General features: G+C 76.2%; 14 protein-coding genes. 4 read left to right on the top strand and 10 right to left on the bottom strand.

Going from position 1 to position 16346, the window contains the following annotated elements; all coding sequences use genetic code 11:
• Positions 1-165 precede the first annotated feature (165 nt).
• On the top strand, positions 166-1140 hold the full coding sequence (locus tag IE245_RS04950; protein WP_189945476.1) for a M48 family metalloprotease: 975 nt from the start codon (positions 166-168) through the stop codon (positions 1138-1140).
• A gap of 70 nt (positions 1141-1210) precedes the next feature.
• Here IE245_RS04950 and IE245_RS04945 read toward each other — a convergent pair whose 3' ends face one another.
• Positions 1211-1687, bottom strand: coding sequence for a hypothetical protein (locus tag IE245_RS04945; RefSeq protein ID WP_189945475.1), 477 nt, complete (start codon positions 1685-1687; stop codon positions 1211-1213).
• A 50-nt stretch (positions 1688-1737) separates the two neighbouring features.
• The gene (locus IE245_RS04940) at positions 1738-3060 is read right to left on the bottom strand and encodes a hypothetical protein (protein WP_189945474.1); all 1323 of its coding nucleotides are present in this window, start codon (positions 3058-3060) and stop codon (positions 1738-1740) included.
• A 167-nt stretch (positions 3061-3227) separates the two neighbouring features.
• Here IE245_RS04940 and IE245_RS04935 point away from each other — a divergent pair, with 167 nt between their 5' ends.
• Positions 3228-3911, top strand: coding sequence for a maltokinase N-terminal cap-like domain-containing protein (locus IE245_RS04935; RefSeq protein ID WP_189945473.1), 684 nt, complete (start codon positions 3228-3230; stop codon positions 3909-3911).
• Between the two features lie 24 nt (positions 3912-3935).
• On the opposite strand, the gene IE245_RS04930 is transcribed toward IE245_RS04935, so the two are convergent.
• From IE245_RS04930 to IE245_RS04900, 7 genes are all read right to left on the bottom strand, one after another.
• Positions 3936-6959 (bottom strand): helix-turn-helix domain-containing protein, encoded by a 3024-nt coding sequence (locus IE245_RS04930; protein ID WP_229851071.1) that lies wholly within the window; start codon positions 6957-6959, stop codon positions 3936-3938.
• 222 nt (positions 6960-7181) lie between these two features.
• Positions 7182-8990 carry a S8 family peptidase gene (locus tag IE245_RS04925; protein ID WP_189945472.1) on the bottom strand — a complete coding sequence of 603 codons (1809 nt, stop codon included), beginning with the start codon at positions 8988-8990 and terminating at the stop codon, positions 7182-7184.
• 520 nt (positions 8991-9510) lie between these two features.
• Positions 9511-10383 (bottom strand): GNAT family N-acetyltransferase, encoded by an 873-nt coding sequence (locus IE245_RS04920; protein WP_189945471.1) that lies wholly within the window; start codon positions 10381-10383, stop codon positions 9511-9513.
• Between the two features lie 180 nt (positions 10384-10563).
• Positions 10564-11472 (bottom strand): hypothetical protein, encoded by a 909-nt coding sequence (locus IE245_RS04915; protein ID WP_189945470.1) that lies wholly within the window; start codon positions 11470-11472, stop codon positions 10564-10566.
• Positions 11469-12482, bottom strand: coding sequence for an SPFH domain-containing protein (locus IE245_RS04910; RefSeq protein ID WP_189945469.1), 1014 nt, complete (start codon positions 12480-12482; stop codon positions 11469-11471). Before IE245_RS04910 ends, IE245_RS04915 begins: the two co-directional genes overlap by 4 nt.
• Positions 12483-12569: 87 nt before the next feature.
• Positions 12570-13643 carry a DMT family transporter gene (locus IE245_RS04905; RefSeq protein ID WP_229851070.1) on the bottom strand — a complete coding sequence of 358 codons (1074 nt, stop codon included), beginning with the start codon at positions 13641-13643 and terminating at the stop codon, positions 12570-12572.
• Positions 13640-14512: a phosphatase PAP2 family protein gene (locus IE245_RS04900; RefSeq protein ID WP_189945468.1), complete on the bottom strand. Its 873-nt coding sequence runs from the start codon at positions 14510-14512 to the stop codon at positions 13640-13642. The genes IE245_RS04905 and IE245_RS04900 overlap by 4 nt, the downstream gene beginning before the upstream one ends.
• Before the next feature lie 189 nt (positions 14513-14701).
• On the opposite strand from IE245_RS04900, the gene IE245_RS04895 reads away from it, so the two are divergent.
• A complete protein-coding gene (locus tag IE245_RS04895) occupies positions 14702-15304 on the top strand; it encodes a TetR/AcrR family transcriptional regulator (protein ID WP_189945467.1) in 603 nt (200 codons plus the stop codon).
• Positions 15305-15333: 29 nt separating this feature from the next.
• Positions 15334-15702, top strand: coding sequence for a DUF488 domain-containing protein (locus IE245_RS04890; RefSeq protein WP_189945466.1), 369 nt, complete (start codon positions 15334-15336; stop codon positions 15700-15702).
• Between the two features lie 19 nt (positions 15703-15721).
• On the opposite strand, the gene IE245_RS04885 is transcribed toward IE245_RS04890, so the two are convergent.
• Positions 15722-16240 (bottom strand): DUF309 domain-containing protein, encoded by a 519-nt coding sequence (locus IE245_RS04885; protein ID WP_189945465.1) that lies wholly within the window; start codon positions 16238-16240, stop codon positions 15722-15724.
• Positions 16241-16346 lie beyond the last annotated feature (106 nt).

The raw sequence follows: 16346 nt of genomic DNA, 5'->3' as shown, positions 1-16346 counted from the left end.
CGGGAGGCGGTGCCGGGGGCGTCGCCCGTTCCGCCGCCCCTGCCCGTACCGGCCGCCCCCGTTCCACCCCTTCCCCCCGCCCCGGCCGTTCTTCCGGACCCGTACGGAGGCGGGTACGGCGTAGACGGCCGGGACGACCTCGAACTGGACACCGGGCGACGCCTGGTGAAGGCGCGTCAGCGGGGCCTCGACGGGGCCGCGTTGTCGCATCTGCTGCTGACCGTGCCGATCGGGCTCATCAGCCTCGGGGTCGTCACCTTCGCGTCGGCGGCGGTCCACGTCGCGCTCGGCGTCGTGGTGCCGATCGTCTGGCTGCTCTCCGGGCCGCTCGTCTTCAACCGGCGGGTCGAGACGGCCATCGCGCAGCGGCTGTTCGGGATGCGGCGGCCGTCGCCGGAGGAGGCGCGGCGGCTCGACGTGGTGTGGGAGCAGGTCACCCGGCGCGCGGGGGTCGACCGGGAGAACTACGAACTCTGGATCCAGGAGCGGGCCGAGCTCAACGCGACCGCGGCCGCGGGCCACATCGTCGCCGTCACCCGGCACGCGCTGGACCGGCTGTCCGACACACGGCTCGCCGCGGTGCTCGCGCACGAGCTGGGGCACCACGTGGGCGGGCACGCCTGGGCCGCGATGCTGGCCGACTGGTACGCGATGCCGGCCCGCGTGGCCGGACGGCTGGTCCTCGCGCTGATCGTGTTCCTCTTCGGGGTCAGGAACAGGGCGGGGTTCGCCTGCGGAGGCTGCCTCACCCTGATGATCGGCTGGTTCCTCTTCCAGCTCACCGTCGTCCAGGGCATGTGGTGGCTGGTGGTGCCGGTCACGGTCGCGCCGCTGCTCGTGGCGTGGCTCCACCGCCACGCCGAGTTCACGGCGGACGCCTACGCCGTGGGCCTCGGTTTCGGGGAGGCGCTGGAGGACGTCCTCGTACGGGAGGGGCGGGGCGAGGCGACGGCGGAGCCGCCGCCCGGGACGGTGCCGCCGGTGACACCGGCCCTGGCGACACCGGCCCTGGCACCGGCGACGCCGAACCCGGCGGCCGTGCCGGGCGGCGCCGGGCCGGCTCCCCGGTCCGCCCACGCCGACGTCGAGGCCCGGCTGCGCAACGTACGGCACGTCATGAGCGGGCGGTCGCGCCGTTGAGAGCCCGGTCCGGCGGCCGTGCGCGGGGGGCATGGCCGCCGGACCGATCCGTCCCGGCGGGGACGGCGGGTCAGCGGAGGACGGACGAGAAGGAGTCCAGCTGGATCCAGGTGACCGGGTTGGACGTCTGGGGGCCGTACACCTTGAGGGCGCGCGCCGTGTTCGCCTCCACGCGGATCGCGTTGATGCCCTGGCTGTTGTTGCGCGGCACGACGCCGCGGGTCAGCTTGGGCGGGACGATCGTGGCCGGCAGCGTACCGAGGGTGGCGTCGGCGGTGAGGTTGCAGGTGAGGGTGCCGCGCAGCTGCAGGAACTCGGTGCCGGCGAGGCGGATGACCCGGGCCTGGAGCGGGGCGGCGGCGTCGGGGGTGATCCCGGCCGCGGGGGTGACGGCGGTCCAGTCGACGACGGTCTGGCAGCCGTCGACCACCTCCGCGGCGGCCGGCGCGGCCGTGGCGAGCGGGACGGCGACGGCCGCGACGGGCGCGGCGAGGGCGGCGGTGAGCAGGGAGCGGCGGCTGGTGGACGCCGAGGCCGACGTGTTCATGAAGTGGTCCTCCGGAAAGGGAGTCGGAAGGTCGGGAGGGGGCGGGCGCGTCAGCGCCAGGCGACGGAGACGCCGTCCAGGTCGATCCAGGTGATCGCGTTGTCGGCGTAGGCGCCGTACGCCCACAGCTCGCCGCGGACGTTCGCCTCGACGCGGCACACGCAGCGCCCGGTGTTGTTGTTCCGCGGCACGTTCTGCCGGGTCTGCCGGGTCGGGCGGAGCCGGTGCGGCAGGGTCGCGATCCTGCTGTCCTCGGTCAGGTTGCAGGTGAGGGTGCCGCGCAGCTGGAGGTAGGTGGTGCCGGCGAGGGCGACGAGCCGGCCGCGCGGGCGCTCGGCCCCCGCGGTGACGCCGGTCGCGAGCGTCAGGTCCTCCCAGGCGGAGAGCACCTTCACGCCGTCGACGGCGGGCTTCGTCGGGTACCAGCAGACCGTGACGTCCCGCGAACCCGTCGTGCCGGGCACGGTGTTGCTGAAGCCGAACAGCAGCCGGGTCTCCTGCGTCGCCGGATCGACCTCGACCGCCACGCCCTCCGGCTCGCGCCGCTCCAGGCCGTCCGCGCCGGTGACGACCTGCCGGTCGAGGCGCTGCCCGGTCGTCCAGTCGTACGAGGTCATGAAGGCGATGCCGGGGAAGGCGCTCGGCACCGTGTCCGGGTACGTCTCCGCGTCGTACGGCGCCCAGTGGTACGCGTACAGCACGTTCCCCAGCGTCTGGAAGCCCTGCGAGGTGAGGGTCTTCTTCAGCGGGTACGGGGACGGCACGGCCGGCGTGACGTCCTCGCCGGCCGGCATGACGAAGGTCGTGCCGACGGGCGTCCAGTCGCCGGTGGCGGCGAGGTCCGCGTCGTACCGGGTGAAGTGCCGCTTTCCGTCCTTGTGGTACATGACGGTCAGCAGGCCGGTGGTCGGGTCGAACGAGGGGCCCGTGCCCGCCGTGGAGCCCGGCGGGGTGAACTTCTGCGCCTGCGGGATCGCCGCCGCGTCCAGCACCCCGCCCGCCACGAACTTGAACCGGGTCACGCTCTTCCCGAACGCGACGCCGCTGCCGGTGACGTGCACCGGACCGCACTCGGTCCACAGGTGGCTGTCCGCGCCCACCGGCTGGCAGCCCATGGAGAGCCCGTGGCCGAAGCCCTTCAGCCGCATGGACCCGGTGACCGCGCCCGTCGTGCGGTTGATCCGGTTCAGGTACATGTTGCCGGAGTCGCCCGGCGCGGTGGCCGACGACTCCAGCTGGAGCACGAAGACGTGCCCGTTGACGGTGTCGGTGGCTATCGCCTGCGGAGCGGGGCCCTGCACCAGGTCCACCGTCTGGATGAGCCTGCCGGTGACGCCCGACAGGTCGACGCCGTTGGCGTCCGTGAATCCCATGTTCTCTCTCCCCCGCGGGTCCCCTCCGGACCCACGTCCCGCAGATCATCACACGAGGGTCCCGGCGTCCCGCGGCGAGGGCCGAGCGGCCCCGGCCCGGCCCCCGCGCCCCCTCTGTTACGTTGACGGGCGCCACCGGCAGTCCCCAGGAGAGGAAGCGACCCTTCATGGCCCTCATCCACCGCACCACCATGCGGCCGACCAAGCTGGAACTCCTCGCCGACTGGCTGCCGACCCGCGCCTGGTACGCCGCCGGGCCGCACGCCCCGCGACCGGTGAAGGCCGGCGGGTTCCGCCTCGACGACCCCGAGGGCGAGGTCGGCGTCGAGTTCATGGTCGTCACCGACGGGGAAGGTCCGGACGCCGTCGCGTACCTCGTGCCGATGACGTACCGGGGCAAGCCCCTCGACGGCGCCGAGCACGCCCTCATCGGCACCTCCGAACACGGCGTCCTCGGCACCCGCTGGATCTACGACGGCGCCCACGACCCGGTCCTCGTCGGCGAGCTGTACGCCCTCCTCGCCGGCCGTGCCGTGCCCCAGCAGCAGTCCGTCAGCGACGCCGTCGACCCGACCGTCGCCGCCGTCCTCGACGCCGCGGCCGTCGCCACCGGGGACGTCGAGCCGCTCGGGGCCGTCGACGGCGCCGGCCACACCGACATCCGCGTCCGCGCGGGCGACGGGGCCGAGCCCCTCACCCTGCGCCTCCGGCGCGTCCTGCGGCCGGCCGCGGGAGACGGGGACGACGCCGCCCTCGGCACCGTCACCGCCGAGTGGACCCCCGCCGGCCCGGAGGGCGGCCCCGAAGGCACCGCCGTACGCGGCGCGTACGTGACCGTCCACCGCCCCTGAGACCGGAGGCGCGGGAGGCGCGGGTCAGGGGCGCAGCGCCGTCGCCAGCTGGGCGCGGGAACGGACGTCCAGCTTCTGGTAGATGCGGGTCAGGCGGGCCTCCACCGTCTTCACGCTGAGGAAGAGCTTGGCCGCCGCCTCCTGGTTCGAGGCGCCCTGGCCCACGAGCCGGGCCAGTCGCAGCTCCGCCTCGGTCAGCGAGGCCAGCGCCGTGGCGGTCTCGTCGCCGCCCGGCGCCGCCCCCGGCAGCTCGCCGGCCGGCGCCTCCGTGGCGAGCGCCAGCCAGGGCGCCGCCCCCGCCCGCTCGAAGACCGTGGCCGCCGCGTGCAGGGCGGTCTGCGCCGCCGAGCGCCGCCGCCGCTTGCGCTCCACCCGGGCCAGCGCCATCAGCGCCCGCCCCTGCTCCAGCGGCAGCCCCGCCTCCGCGAACCGGCTCGCCGTCCCGGTGAGCAGCTCCGCCGCCTCGTCCGTCCGGCCCTCCGCCGCCAGGCACAGCGCCTGCGCCCGGTCGCACCCGAGCAACACCGTGGTACGGCCCAGGCGCCGGGCGACCGGACGCACCTCGGCGAGCACCGCGAGCGCCTCCTCCACGGCGTCGTGGGCGAGCAGCGCCTCCGCCAGCTCCTCGTGCCAGCGCAGCATCGACGGGTCGACGGTCGACTGCGCCCGCTCGTCGGTCTGCACCCGCCGCAGGGTCTCCAGGGCCGCCGCCACGTCGCCGTTGATCAGCTGGACGCGCCCGAGGGCGTACCGGCTGCGCGAGAGGAAGACCCGGTCGCCCTCCTCCTCCGAGGCCTGCACGCTCCGGCGCGCGTAGCTGGCCGCCCGGCCCAGGCTGCCGCCGGCGGTCTCGGCGAGCGCCAGCGCGTACCAGGCGGGTCCGGGGGAGAGGCCGGCCTCCAGGGTGAGTGCGAGGGACTGGCCCGCGTGCGCGAGCGCCGCCCCGCAGGCGCCGATCCGCGACTCGACCTCCGCGAGCGTGCGGAAGAGTTCGATGGCGTCCTCGACCGAGCCGCGGCGCTGCACCAGCGGCAGCAGCGCGTTCAGCTCGTCGCGGGCGTCGACCAGCCGGTCGTCGAAGAGGGCGTGGCGGATCGTCAGGATCTGGGCGGCGTTCCGGATGCCCAACGGCCGCTCGGCCAGCTCCAGTTCACGGGCGCGGGCGAGGACGGTCTCGGCGTCGGGCGAGCCGAGCGCCCGCTCCATGCGGGCCTGCACCGTCAGCGCCTGCGCGGCCGTACGCGGGTCGCCGACCGAGGCGGCGAGCGCCGCGGACTCCATCGCCGCCGTCCGGGAGCGCTCCGGATCGCCGTCCGCGAGGACGTACTTGACGGCGAGACGGAGCTGCACGGCGGCCCGGAGCGCGGTCTCGCCCTCCGAGTCCTCCATGGCGTGCACGTACATGTCGTCGAGGTCGGTGAGGCCCTGCCCGGCGGTGTCCAGGACCGCGAGGCGGGCCCGCACCCGGTCGGTGGGGGAGGCGTCCCGGGCGAGCAGGTCCGTGGTGGCCCGCATGGCCAGGTCGGCGCGGGCGGCCCTGGCCGCCTCCTCGGCCGCGTCCACGAGGCGGGCGATCCGCCGCGCCCCGTCCCGGCCGGGCGTCGACTCGGCGGCCAGCAGGGCCAGTTCGGCGGCGAGCGCGTTGTTGCCGCGCCGCCGGGCGGTCTCCGCGGCGGCCGCCACCTCGGCGGCCAGCTCCTCGTCGGGCCGGTCGGAGGCGAGCGCCCGGTGGCGCACCGCCTCCACCGGGTCGTCCACGACCTCCGCGAGCGCCGCGTGGCCCGCGCTGCGCTCCGCCCAGCAGGCGTCGTGCACCAGCGTGGAGGGCAGCAGCCCGGCGGTGAAGACGAGCGAGCCGTCCTCGGCGAGCGACACGAGCCCGGCCCGCTCGGCCGCCGCGAGGTCCGCCTCCGCGTTGGGCCGTCCGGCGCGCCGCACCAGCGTCGCCGAGGGACGCAGGGCCAGGGCCGCGAGCAGCAGCGTGGCCCGCACCGGCGGGGGAGCGGCGCCCAGGAGCTGGCGGGCGAGGTCGCGGGCGCGGCCCGAGAGGGTCAGTGCCTCCGCGTGGTGGACGGGCGTGCGGGCGTCGGCGAGGGAGCGGCCGACGGCGAGCGCGAGCCGCGGGTTGCCGCCGCTGGCGCGGTGGATGCGGCCGGCCATCCGGGACGGCAGCCGGTGGTGGATGAGGAGTTCGGCGATCTCGTCGGCCTGGAGCGGCGGCACGAGCAGCAGGTCGGCCTCGGAGGGCACCCACAGGTGCGCGGAGTGCCCCGCGCCCGGCCGGCCCGGGTGTCCGGCGGCGCCGGTGCCGGGCTCCGGCGCGTCGGCGCGGTGGGTGTCCCCGTACGGCTCCGGCGTCTCGACCGCGATCACCCGCAGCGACGGCGGCGCGAGGTGCAGGGCGAAGCGGAGCAGGTCGGTGCTGTCGGGGTCGAGGAACTCGGCGCCGTCGACGACGAGCAGCACCGGACCGCGCGAGGTCAGCACGCGCAGGATGCGGGCGATGCCGAGGCGCAGCGCGATCGGGTCCCAGCCGCCCTGCTGGATGGGGGCCTCGCGGCAGAGCATCGCGACGGCGGTGCGCTGCGGTCCCGGCAGGTCGTCGAAGACGCCGGAGGCGAACACCCCGGCGGGGAGCACGTCGACGGCGGCCGCCAGGCCGCCGGGGGCGGCGGTGCGTCCCGGCCCGTCCTCGGCGGCGAGCCGCTCACCGGGGCGCGGGACCGTCTCGGCGGCGCGCGGGCCCGGCCACGCGACGGTGCTGGCGACGGAGGCCACCAGGGCGGCCGCGGCGGCGCCCGGTATCGCGCGGTCGGCGGGGAGCGCCGCGAGCCACAGCACGGTCTCGCCGCGGGCCTCGGCCCGGGCGGCGGCGGCCAGGGCGACCTCCGTCTTGCCGACGCCGGCGGGGCCCGTGAGCAGGGCGCGGCCGCGCGCGTGGAGGACGGATTCGAGGCGGGCGAGCAGCTCCTCGCGGCCCACCGGGGCCGGGGGGCCGGCCGTGCCGGGAGAGCGTGCGGGCAGGGGGCCGTTCGGAACCGTCGTCACCTGGTCGCCACCTCCGCCCGTGGGCCCCGCCCATGAGCCCTGCGCAGAGAATACGGAGCCCGCCGCGTCCGTCCAGGGTCCATGTCCGGCATACGGACACCCGGCACCGGTCGGATACCTTTCCGGAACCCGGCGACGCCCCCGTGGTGTAGACCACGGGGGCGCCGCTGACCAGCGGTGATGCTGGTGTGGGGGGTGGTGTCAGAACGCTGGAGCGGAGGCTCAGAAGGTGAGACTCCAGGAGTCGATGTAGCCGGTGTCACCCGTGGCCACATCGCGGACCCGCAGCTGCCAGGTGCCGTTGGCGACCTCGCTGGAGGCGTCGACCGTGTACGTCGTGAGGACGTTGTCGGCGCTGTCCGAGCCGGAGGAGGCCTTCAGGTTGCGGACCGTGCCGTCGGGGGCGACCAGGTCGATGACCAGGTCACCGCGCCAGGTGTGCTTGATGTCCACGCCGACCTTGAGGGCGGCGGGGGCGTTGCCGGTGCGGCCGCTGACGGCGATCGAGGACGACACGGTGGCCTTGTCCGCGATCGTCACGTTGTTCGTGTTGGTGAAGACGGTGCCCGGCTGGGTGGTGGTGCCGGTGACCGCGTCCACGGTCTTGGCCGCGTCGGCGATGCCGGTGCCGCAGCCGCCGGAGCAGGTGCCGGGCAGCGGGCGGGCGTTGCTCTTGATCGCCGACTCGATGTCGGCCGGGGTGAGCGTGCTCTTGGCCGACTTCAGGAGGGCGGCCAGACCGGCGATGTGCGGCGCGGCCATGGAGGTGCCCTGGTAGGGCTTGTAGTTCTCGGTCGACTGGGTCGTCGTGCCCGAGTTCAGCGTGGAGAGGATGCCGTTCTCGGGGGTGGTGACGGTGCCCGGCGTGTCGGTGGCGCGGCGGGTCTCGCCGCCCGGGGCGGACACGTCCACGAGGGTGCCGTAGTTGGAGTAGTACGAGCGGTTGCCCTCGCGGCTGGTCGACGCCACGGTGATGACGTTCGAGCAGTTCGCGGGCGTGAAGCCGGAGGTGTTGGCGTTGCTGTTGCCCGCGGCGACGACGACGGTGGTGCCGCGCTGGACGGCGCCGTTGATCGCGGTCTGGTAGACGCTCGGGCAGGAGGAGCTGGCGCCGCCGAGGCTCAGGTTGATGACCTTGGCGGGGGTGGCGTTGGCCGGGATGCCCGGCACGGTGCCGCCGGAGGCCCAGGTGATGGCGTCGGCGATGTCGGAGGACGAACCGCCGCACTTGCCCAGGACCCGGACGTGCTGGACCTTCGCGTTGTACGCGATGCCCGCGATGCCCTTGGTGTTGTTCGTGACGGCGCCGATGGTGCCGGCCACGTGGGTGCCGTGCCAGGAGGAGTTCGACGCCCTGGAGCCGGTGCCGCACTCGCCGTCGGTCGCGTTCCAGTCGCCCTCGTCCTTGGCGTCGGCGTCGCGGCCGTTGCCGTCGCGGGCGTCGGCGGAGGTCGAGATGAAGTCGTACCCGGCGACGGTGTTGGCGGCGAGGTCGCTGTGGGCGGCGTAGCCGGTGTCGATGACGGCGACGGTGACGCCGGCGCCGGTCGTCTTGTCCCAGGCCGACGGGACGTTCATGCCGCCGGTGGCCTCGAAGAGGTCCCACTGCTTGGCGTAGTCGGTGTCGTTCGGGGCCACGGCCATGGCGTAGGCGCGGACGTCCGGCTCCACGGTCGCGACGGACGGGTCGGCCCGGAAGGCGGCCATGACCTCGTTCACGTCCTGCGGAGTGGCGGTCTCGCCCAGGTCGACCAGGGCGCCGCCGCCGGCGAGACGGCGCTCGAAGGAGAGCGCCTCGCCCGTCTTCGCGGCCTTCTCGGCGGTGTCGGTCTTCGCGGCCGCGTTGGAACCGGCCTCGGCGGCCTGGCTCTTGTAGGTCACGATGACCTTCTCGACCGGCGCGGTGGGAAGCGCCTGCATGCTCTGCGAAGCCGGAGCCGGAGCGGGCTTCGGCGAGGGAGCGGCCGGGGCGGCGGCGAACGCCCCGGTGGTGGTGACAGCGGCACCGATGATCGCGGCGGTGGCGACCACGGATATGACTCTCCGCCTGGAACCGTTCAAAGTGCTGGCCCTTTCGAGTACGACGTGGTTGCGGGCAGTGGCGGCGGCGCGGGAGGCACGGTGCGAAGTGGGGTCGCTGCCGTGGTCCCTGGGCTGGGGTGCCCGTGCGCCGCCACCGGCGCCGACGGCCCGGGTCAAGGCCGTCACCGGCGGGGTCTCCCCGCATGCACCTGACACATGTCGGATGCGATGCGGGGGATGATATCCGCCGGTGCGGAGGACAGTAGGGAACGGGAAGGTGAACGCGATACGGGGAAAACCCTTGTCGCCCCTCACCCCCGGCGAGGGGTCCCCCCGAGGGGCCCGCCCGGGAAGCCCGGAGTCCCGGGGGCGACCCGCCCCGAGCGCCCCGGACGCGCCCCTCGGGCGGCTGGACCGGCCGGATCCGACCCGCTCGCGGGCACGTGAAGGGGCGCGCGAGGGGAGCGTACGCCGCGGAGCGCGGGGCCGTGCGGGCGGGGGGCGGGGCGAGGGTCGAGAGGGGCGGGCCTCAGCCGAGTTCGAGCGTCGTCACCCCGAAGACCCGCTCCCGGGCGACCGGCCGCACCGGACCCGTGTACATGCGGGCCGTCTCGAAGGTCGGGGTGAGGCCGCGTTCTTCGGCGATGCGGGCGGCGGCCGGGTTGGTGTCGGGCATGTCGACGGCGACGGACCGCGCCCCGAAGTCCCGGGCCGCCTCGGCGAGGGCGTCGAGGAGGGCCGCCGCGTCCGCGGGGCCGTCCGCGAACAGCGGCCCGACGCGGGCCTCGTCCTGGCAGGGACGGACGACGCCGTAGCCGGTCACGCGCCCGTCGACGACCCGCGCGAGCGCGCGGTGCCCCGGGGTCGTCAGCCAGGCGGAGAGGAACCGGGGCCGATCGGCGTGGTGGCAGGCGGAGTCGTACGCCGCGAGCAGCGCGGGATCGACCCGCCCGGCCGGGACCACCCCGGTCACCGGGCGCTCCGGAGACGGGACTTCTCCGACATAGCGGGCGGTCCGGTAGGCGGTGACGAAGCCGGAGCGCCGGTAGTTGTCCTGCTGCGCCGGCACCCCGTCGAGCCCGACCGCCCGTCCGCCCGCGTGGGTCAGGCCCGCCCGCCAGGTGGCGATCCCGAGGCCCTGGCCGCGGAGTTCGGGGCGGACGAGGTAGAAGCCGAGGAAGGCGTAGGCCTCCCCGTAGGTGACGACGGAGACGGCGGAGACCGGCTCCCCGTCGAGCCGACCCAGGAAGAAGCCGGCCGGGTCCTGCGCGAAGAAGGCGTCCGCGTCCGCCCGTCCGGGGTTCCAGCCCTCCTCCGCGGCCCAGGTCCGCACGAGCTCCCACTCGGCGCGGGTGGCGGGGGCGACGGTGACGGTGCCGGGAGAGGGGGAGGGAGAGGTCATGGCCGGCCTTCCGGGAGGGGGAGGGGGACGGCGTGCCCGTGCGGACGCCGGTACGCGCCGCCGCCGGCACCCGCCCGGGGCACGTGGCCGCACCCCAAATCGGTCAAAGCGCCCCACCCTAGCGTTCCCTGAGGGGCGCCCGGGAGTGCCGCCGATCGTTTCCGGCCGGTCCGGCCGGGGTCAGCCCACCAGGCGCAGACGGGTGTCGGCGACGGCGAGCCGGACGGTCTGGCCCCAGGTCAGGTCGAGCGCGTCGGACTCCACGCCGTCGCCGAAGGCGACCAGACGGTCGGACTCGACGGTGAGCCGCAGCCCCTGTCCGGGCCCGACGAGCCCCTCGACCCGGCTCGTGCCGGTCGTCGGCGAGGGCCACGCCTCGCGCACGAACCAGGCGAGGCGCGGTTCGGCCGGCCCCGGCAGGGCGAGGCCGCTGGAGCGCTGCTCCCAGAGCGAGCGGAGCCAGCCGGTGGCGCCGGTCCCGGTCCCGGCGAGCACCCCGGAGGACGCCTGCGCCTCCGGGGCGCCGTCCTCCCCGCCGCCCGCGGGGGCGTCGAGGGTGTAGCGGGCGGTCTGGTGGCCCGGCGGGCCCACGTAGATCTCGTTGAGCGCGAGCAGCCGCTGCCCGTCGTCGGTGGCCGCCGCGACCATGGTGAGCTCGTCGGCGGCGACCCCGGGCCCCGCCGCGTACGGCAGCAGCCGGCGGGCGTCGCCGGGCCGGTGCCGGACGAGGACGCCGGCGTTGCGCCCCGGGTCGGCGTCGATGCCGACGACGGGCTGCCCGGCGAGGTACTTGGCGGTGTTGGCGACGAGCCCGTCCTGGCCGACGACCACGACGACGTCCTCCGGACCGAACAGGAACCTGTCCAGATCCGCGCGCTCCACCCGGGTCTGCCGCCAGGTCAGCGGGACGGCGCCGGCGACGGCCGCGAGGGCCCGCCGCGTCCGCTCGTGCCGTTCGCGGACCTCGTCGGCCGAGCGTCCGCGCGCGGCGAGGAAGAACGCGGCCTGCCCGTGCGTCCCGTGCCGGGCGAGCAGCTCCTCGTACTCCGTCCTGCGGTGCACGAGGACCGCCCGCGGCGCGAGGCTCACGCGCCCGCCCCGCCGCTGCCGCCGCCGAGCTTCGCGAGGAGGCCGGTGAGGACGTCGGGGGAGAGGGTGAGGTGCTCGATCCGGGGCAGCTGCTCGGCTGCCCGGGTGAGCGCCAGGGCCTTCAGGACGGCCGGGTCGGCGGCGGCGTGCGCCTGGAGCCAGGCCGTCTGCGCGGCGGCCCGCGCCTCGCCGACCTCGCGCGCCGCCTCCGCCTCGGCCCGGGCCAGCCGCACCTTCCGCACGGCCTCGGCCTCGGCCCGTACGGCGTCGGCGGCGGCGGACTCCTCGGCCTCGCGCCGGGCGTTGGTGCCGCGCTGCTCGACGAGCCGCTCCTCCTGGCGGGCCAGCTCGATCTTGCTGGCGAGCTCGTTCTCGGCGATGGCCCGCTCGCGCTCGACCGCGACGGCCCGGCGCTCGTACGTGGCCCGGTCGGCCTCCTGCTGGATCTGCTCGCGCGCGGGGGTCCGCAGGGCGCGTTCGACCTCGGGTTCCGGCCGGAGCGCGACGACGCGGACGGCGACCACCTCGATGCCGGTGGCGGGCAGCCGGGGCTCGGCGGCGAGCCCGTCCGTGATCCGCTCGCGCACCGCCGCCACGCCGTCCACGAGCGCCTCGGCGAGCGAGGTGCGCGCGAGCACGTCGAGGGCGTGCTGCTGGGCGGTCTCGGTCAGCAGGGTCGCGATCTGCTCCAGCGGGGTGCCCCGCCAGACGCCGGTGTCGGGGTCGATGGAGAAGTCGAGCCGGGCCGCGGCGGTCGCCGGGTCCCCGATCCGGTACGTGACGGTGGACTGCACGCTCACGTCCTGGAAGTCCGCGGTCCTGGCGTGGAACGCCATCGCGAGCTCCCGGTCGTCCACCGGCACCTCGGAGAGCGCCGCGCTCAGCGGCCGGAACCAGAAGCTGAGCCCGGCCCCGTCGTGCGCGAGCCTGCCGCCCCGCTGGTGCCGGATGTGCGCGGTGGGCGCGGAGCGGAGGTGGCGCCAGCCGGCCCGCCGGGTGATGTCGGCCATGAGAGAACCCCCTTGTCGTCGCTATGACGATAGGCCGCTCGACGGCTTGTCGTCAAGATGACGTTAAGGGGGTGCGGGCAGGTGGGATCAGCGGACGGGCTCCGCCTCCGGTACGGGGGCGAGCGCAGCGCCCAGCGCCCCGGCGAGGCCCGCCGTCCCGGCCGGCGGCTCGCCGGGGCCCGGCGCCACGACGGGCGCGGCCGGACCGACCGCCGCCCCCGGCGCCTGCCCCGCCCCCGCCCGCGCCCGCGCCGGTACGGGTGCGGACGCCGCCTCCGACGGCGCCGGCGCGCCCGTCGTGAGCAGGACCACGCCCCGGGCCGCGACCAGGGCGGCCGCCGCGGCGGCCGCCCAGCCCCAGGCGCCCGCGCGGAAGGTCTCGCCGAGCAGCGCCACGCCCAGGACGGCCGCCGCGGCCGGGTTGGAGAGGTTCACGACCGCGAGCGGCGCGGCCAGGCCGCCCCGGTAGGCGGTCTGGGAGAGAAGCAGGCCGCCCATGGCGAAGGCGGAGATCAGCAGGGCGAGCGTGGCGGTCTGCCACCAGGCCGGGCTGCCGCCGGGGAGGCCGAGGGTCAGCGCGGCCGTGAGGGTCTGGGTGAGGGCCGACGCCACGCCCGAGGCGACGCCGGAGGCCGTGGCGTGGCCGAGCCCGCCGGCCCGCACCCCGCCCCGCCCCGCGCCGTCCGCCGTCCGTCGGCCGCCCGCGAGCACCGCGATCAGCAGGGCCGTCGCCGCGGCCACCACCAGGGACTCGCGCAGGCTCAGCGCCTCGCCGGGCGCGGCCGGACCGGTCACCGCGACCAGGCCGACGAGACCGGCCAGGGTCCACAGCGCGCCCCGCCACTCGGTGCGGGTCACCCGCCGCCGGGCGGTGCGGGCGCCCAGCGGCAGCGCCGCCACGAGCGTCAGCGCGCCGAGCGGCTGCACCAGCGTCAGGGGTCCGTAGTGGAGGGCGGCGACGTGGGCGAGGGCGCCCGCCGCGTTGAGTCCGACGGCCCCCCACCACTGGCCGCGCGCCAGCAGCGCCCGCAGCGCCCCGCGCCCCGACGGGGTGGAGGGGGCGGCGGCGAGCCGGGCCTGGGCGACGGCGGCGAGCGCGTACCCGGCGGCGGAGACGAGGGAGAGGAGCACCGCGAGGGCGGTGCCCGCGGCGCCGTTCATCGCCGCGCTCCGGTCGGTACGGCCCCGGTCCCGGCGGCGGTTCCGGCCCCGGTCCCGGTCCCTCCCCCGGCGGCGGGCTCCCGCCGGGGGAGGGGCGGCGGTGTGCCGGCGGGCGCGCCGGGTGTCGCGGCGGGCCGTCCGGGCGAGGGCACGACGAGCAGGGCGAAGCCGAGCAGGACGGCCGCGGCGACCGCGTCCAGCCAGTAGTGGTTGGCCGTGCCGACGATCACGAGGAGAGTGATCGCGGGGTGCAGCAGCCACCACCGGCGCAGCGGCGAGCGGGTCGCGGCGATCAGGCCGATCGCGACCATCAGCGCCCAGCCGAAGTGGAGCGACGGCATCGCGGCGAACTGGTTCGCCATCGAGTCCGTCTCGGGGACCGCTCCGTAGACGGACGGACCGTAGACCCGCGCGGTGTCCACCAGGCCGCTCGCGGCGAGCAGCCGGGGCGGCGCGAGCGGGATCAGGATGTGGAGCGCGAGCGCCGCGCCGGTGACCAGCGTCAGGACGCGCCGGGACCACACGTAGGGGGCGGGGTGGCGCCAGTACAGCCAGGCGAGGAAGGCGATCGTGGCCGGGAAGTGCACGACCGCGTAATAGGTGTTCGCGGTCCGGATCAGCGGCTCGCCGTGCAGCAGGAGCTGCTGGACCGCGCCCTCGCCGGGGAGGTGGAGGGCGCGCTCGGCGTCCCACACGAGGTCGGCGTTGCGGAAGGCGCGGGACTCGTGGCCGTTGGCGAGCAGCCGGCCGAACTTGTAGACGAGGAAGAGCCCGGTGACGAGCAGCAGCTCGCGCAGGAGCGGGGGCCGCCCGCCCTCCGCCGGGGAAGCGGGGCGGAGCCCGAGCGCCCCGCGTATCCGGGTGGCCATGGCGCGGCACTTCCCATCCGTCAATCGGTCAAATGTGCAACAAACGGAGGAACTCTAGATCCGATTTCATCGAGACGCAAGCGTCTCGATACGTTTGCGTCTCGATTGTGCACCCCCTACCCTCGTATGTGCAGGGAAAGGGAGCTCGCGCCCCGCGCGCCGAGCCCCGGAGGTGCCCGGGAGGAACCGATGTCGACGCAGGCCGCCACCGCCGCCGCCCGCCGCAGCAAGATCACGCCGGAGCGCGAGGCGGAGCTGTACGAGGCCGTGCTCCGCCTCCTGCGCGAAGGCGGCTACGACGCGGTGACCATGGAGGGCGTCGCGGCCCGCACCAAGTGCGGCAAGGCCACGCTCTACCGGCAGTGGGGCACCAAGCCGCGGCTCGTCACCGCCGCCCTCGCCGCCCGCCGCTGCGGGGTCTTCACCGGCATCGACACCGGCAGCCTCGCCGGCGACCTCCACGAGGCCGCCCGCATCGCCTCGGCCCGCCACGAGCACGACACCGAACTCATGGAGGCCGTCGCCCAGGCCTACCTCCACCACCCCGACCTGCGCGGCTGCATCCGCGAGACCGTCATCGCCCCCGAGGTCGCGGCCATCGACGCCGTCGTCCAGCGCGCCGTCGACCGGGGCGAGGTCGCCCCCGACAACCCGGCCATCGCCTTCGTCGCCCCCAGCCTCATGGGCCTGCTCCGCATCGAACGACTCCTGGAGGACCGCTTCCCCGACGCCTCCGCCGCCCGCGCGTTCGTCGACGCCGTCCTGCTGCCCGTCCTGCGCGCCGACGGGTGACGCGCCCCGGGGGCACGCACCCTGGAACCATGCCCGCCGCCACCCCCGACGTCCGCGTCCGCCGCGTCTACGACCCGCCGTCCCCCGACGACGGGACCCGCGTCCTCGTCGACCGCCTCTGGCCGCGCGGCCTCGCCAAGGCCGACGCCCACATCGACGCATGGCCCAAAGCCCTCACCCCGTCCACGGAACTCCGCCACTGGTACCACGGCCCCGGCCAGGGCGACCACGAGGAGTTCCGCCGCCGCTACGAGGCCGAACTCGCCGCCCCCGAGGCAGCCGCCTCCCTCGACCGCCTCCGCACCCTCGCCGCGACCGGCACGATCACCCTCCTCACCGCCACCCGGGACCCCGAGACCAGCCACACCACGGTCCTGAAGGAGAGACTGACCGGGTAGCGAAAGCCACCGGGCCCGCCTAACGGCCGTCCCGGCCGCCCCTCAGCCGGGGCGCCTCCGCGCCGGCGTCCACCGGCGCGCCCCGCTCCACCCGGGCGGCCAGCCCGTCGGCCCAGCGCAGCAGCCCGGCGACGTCCACCCCGTACGTGTCGCCGCCCCCGTCCGCGTACCCCTCGACCCGCCCGGCGCCCCGCCGCAGCAGCCGCGCCCCGCCCGTCGCGTTCCCCCGGGCGGCGTGCGTCAGCCCCACGGCCAGCTGCGCGAGCCCCTGCCACAGCTCCCGCTCGCCGCCGGGCCCCGACTTCCAGGCGTCCTCGAACACCTCGTGCGCGTGGAACGGCATCCCGGCGTCCAGCAGCCGCTGCGCCTCCCGCAGGGACTCCCCGGGCGCCCGAACCACCCCCTCGGGCTGCCGCGCCACCCCCGCCGCCCCGTACGGCAACGGCCGCCCCAGCGCGTCCCGGGGCCGGGCACTGCGCGCCCGCCCCTCCGCGTCACGGTCCCGGCCGTACGCCGGCCCTCCGGTTTCCTCGCTCACCCGGCCATTCTCCGCCCCGGCGCCCCGGAGTGTGATCGCCACCCGTGGAGTGAGGTAATGTTCTCCTGCACGCCGACGCGGGAAGCACCCCGCCGCCGACGCGCAC

The organism is Streptomyces roseolus, from assembly GCF_014649855.1.
Lineage (GTDB): Bacteria > Actinomycetota > Actinomycetes > Streptomycetales > Streptomycetaceae > Streptomyces > Streptomyces roseolus.
Note: the sequence above shows the minus strand (reverse complement) of the source record. Positions and strands in the feature narration are given on the sequence as shown.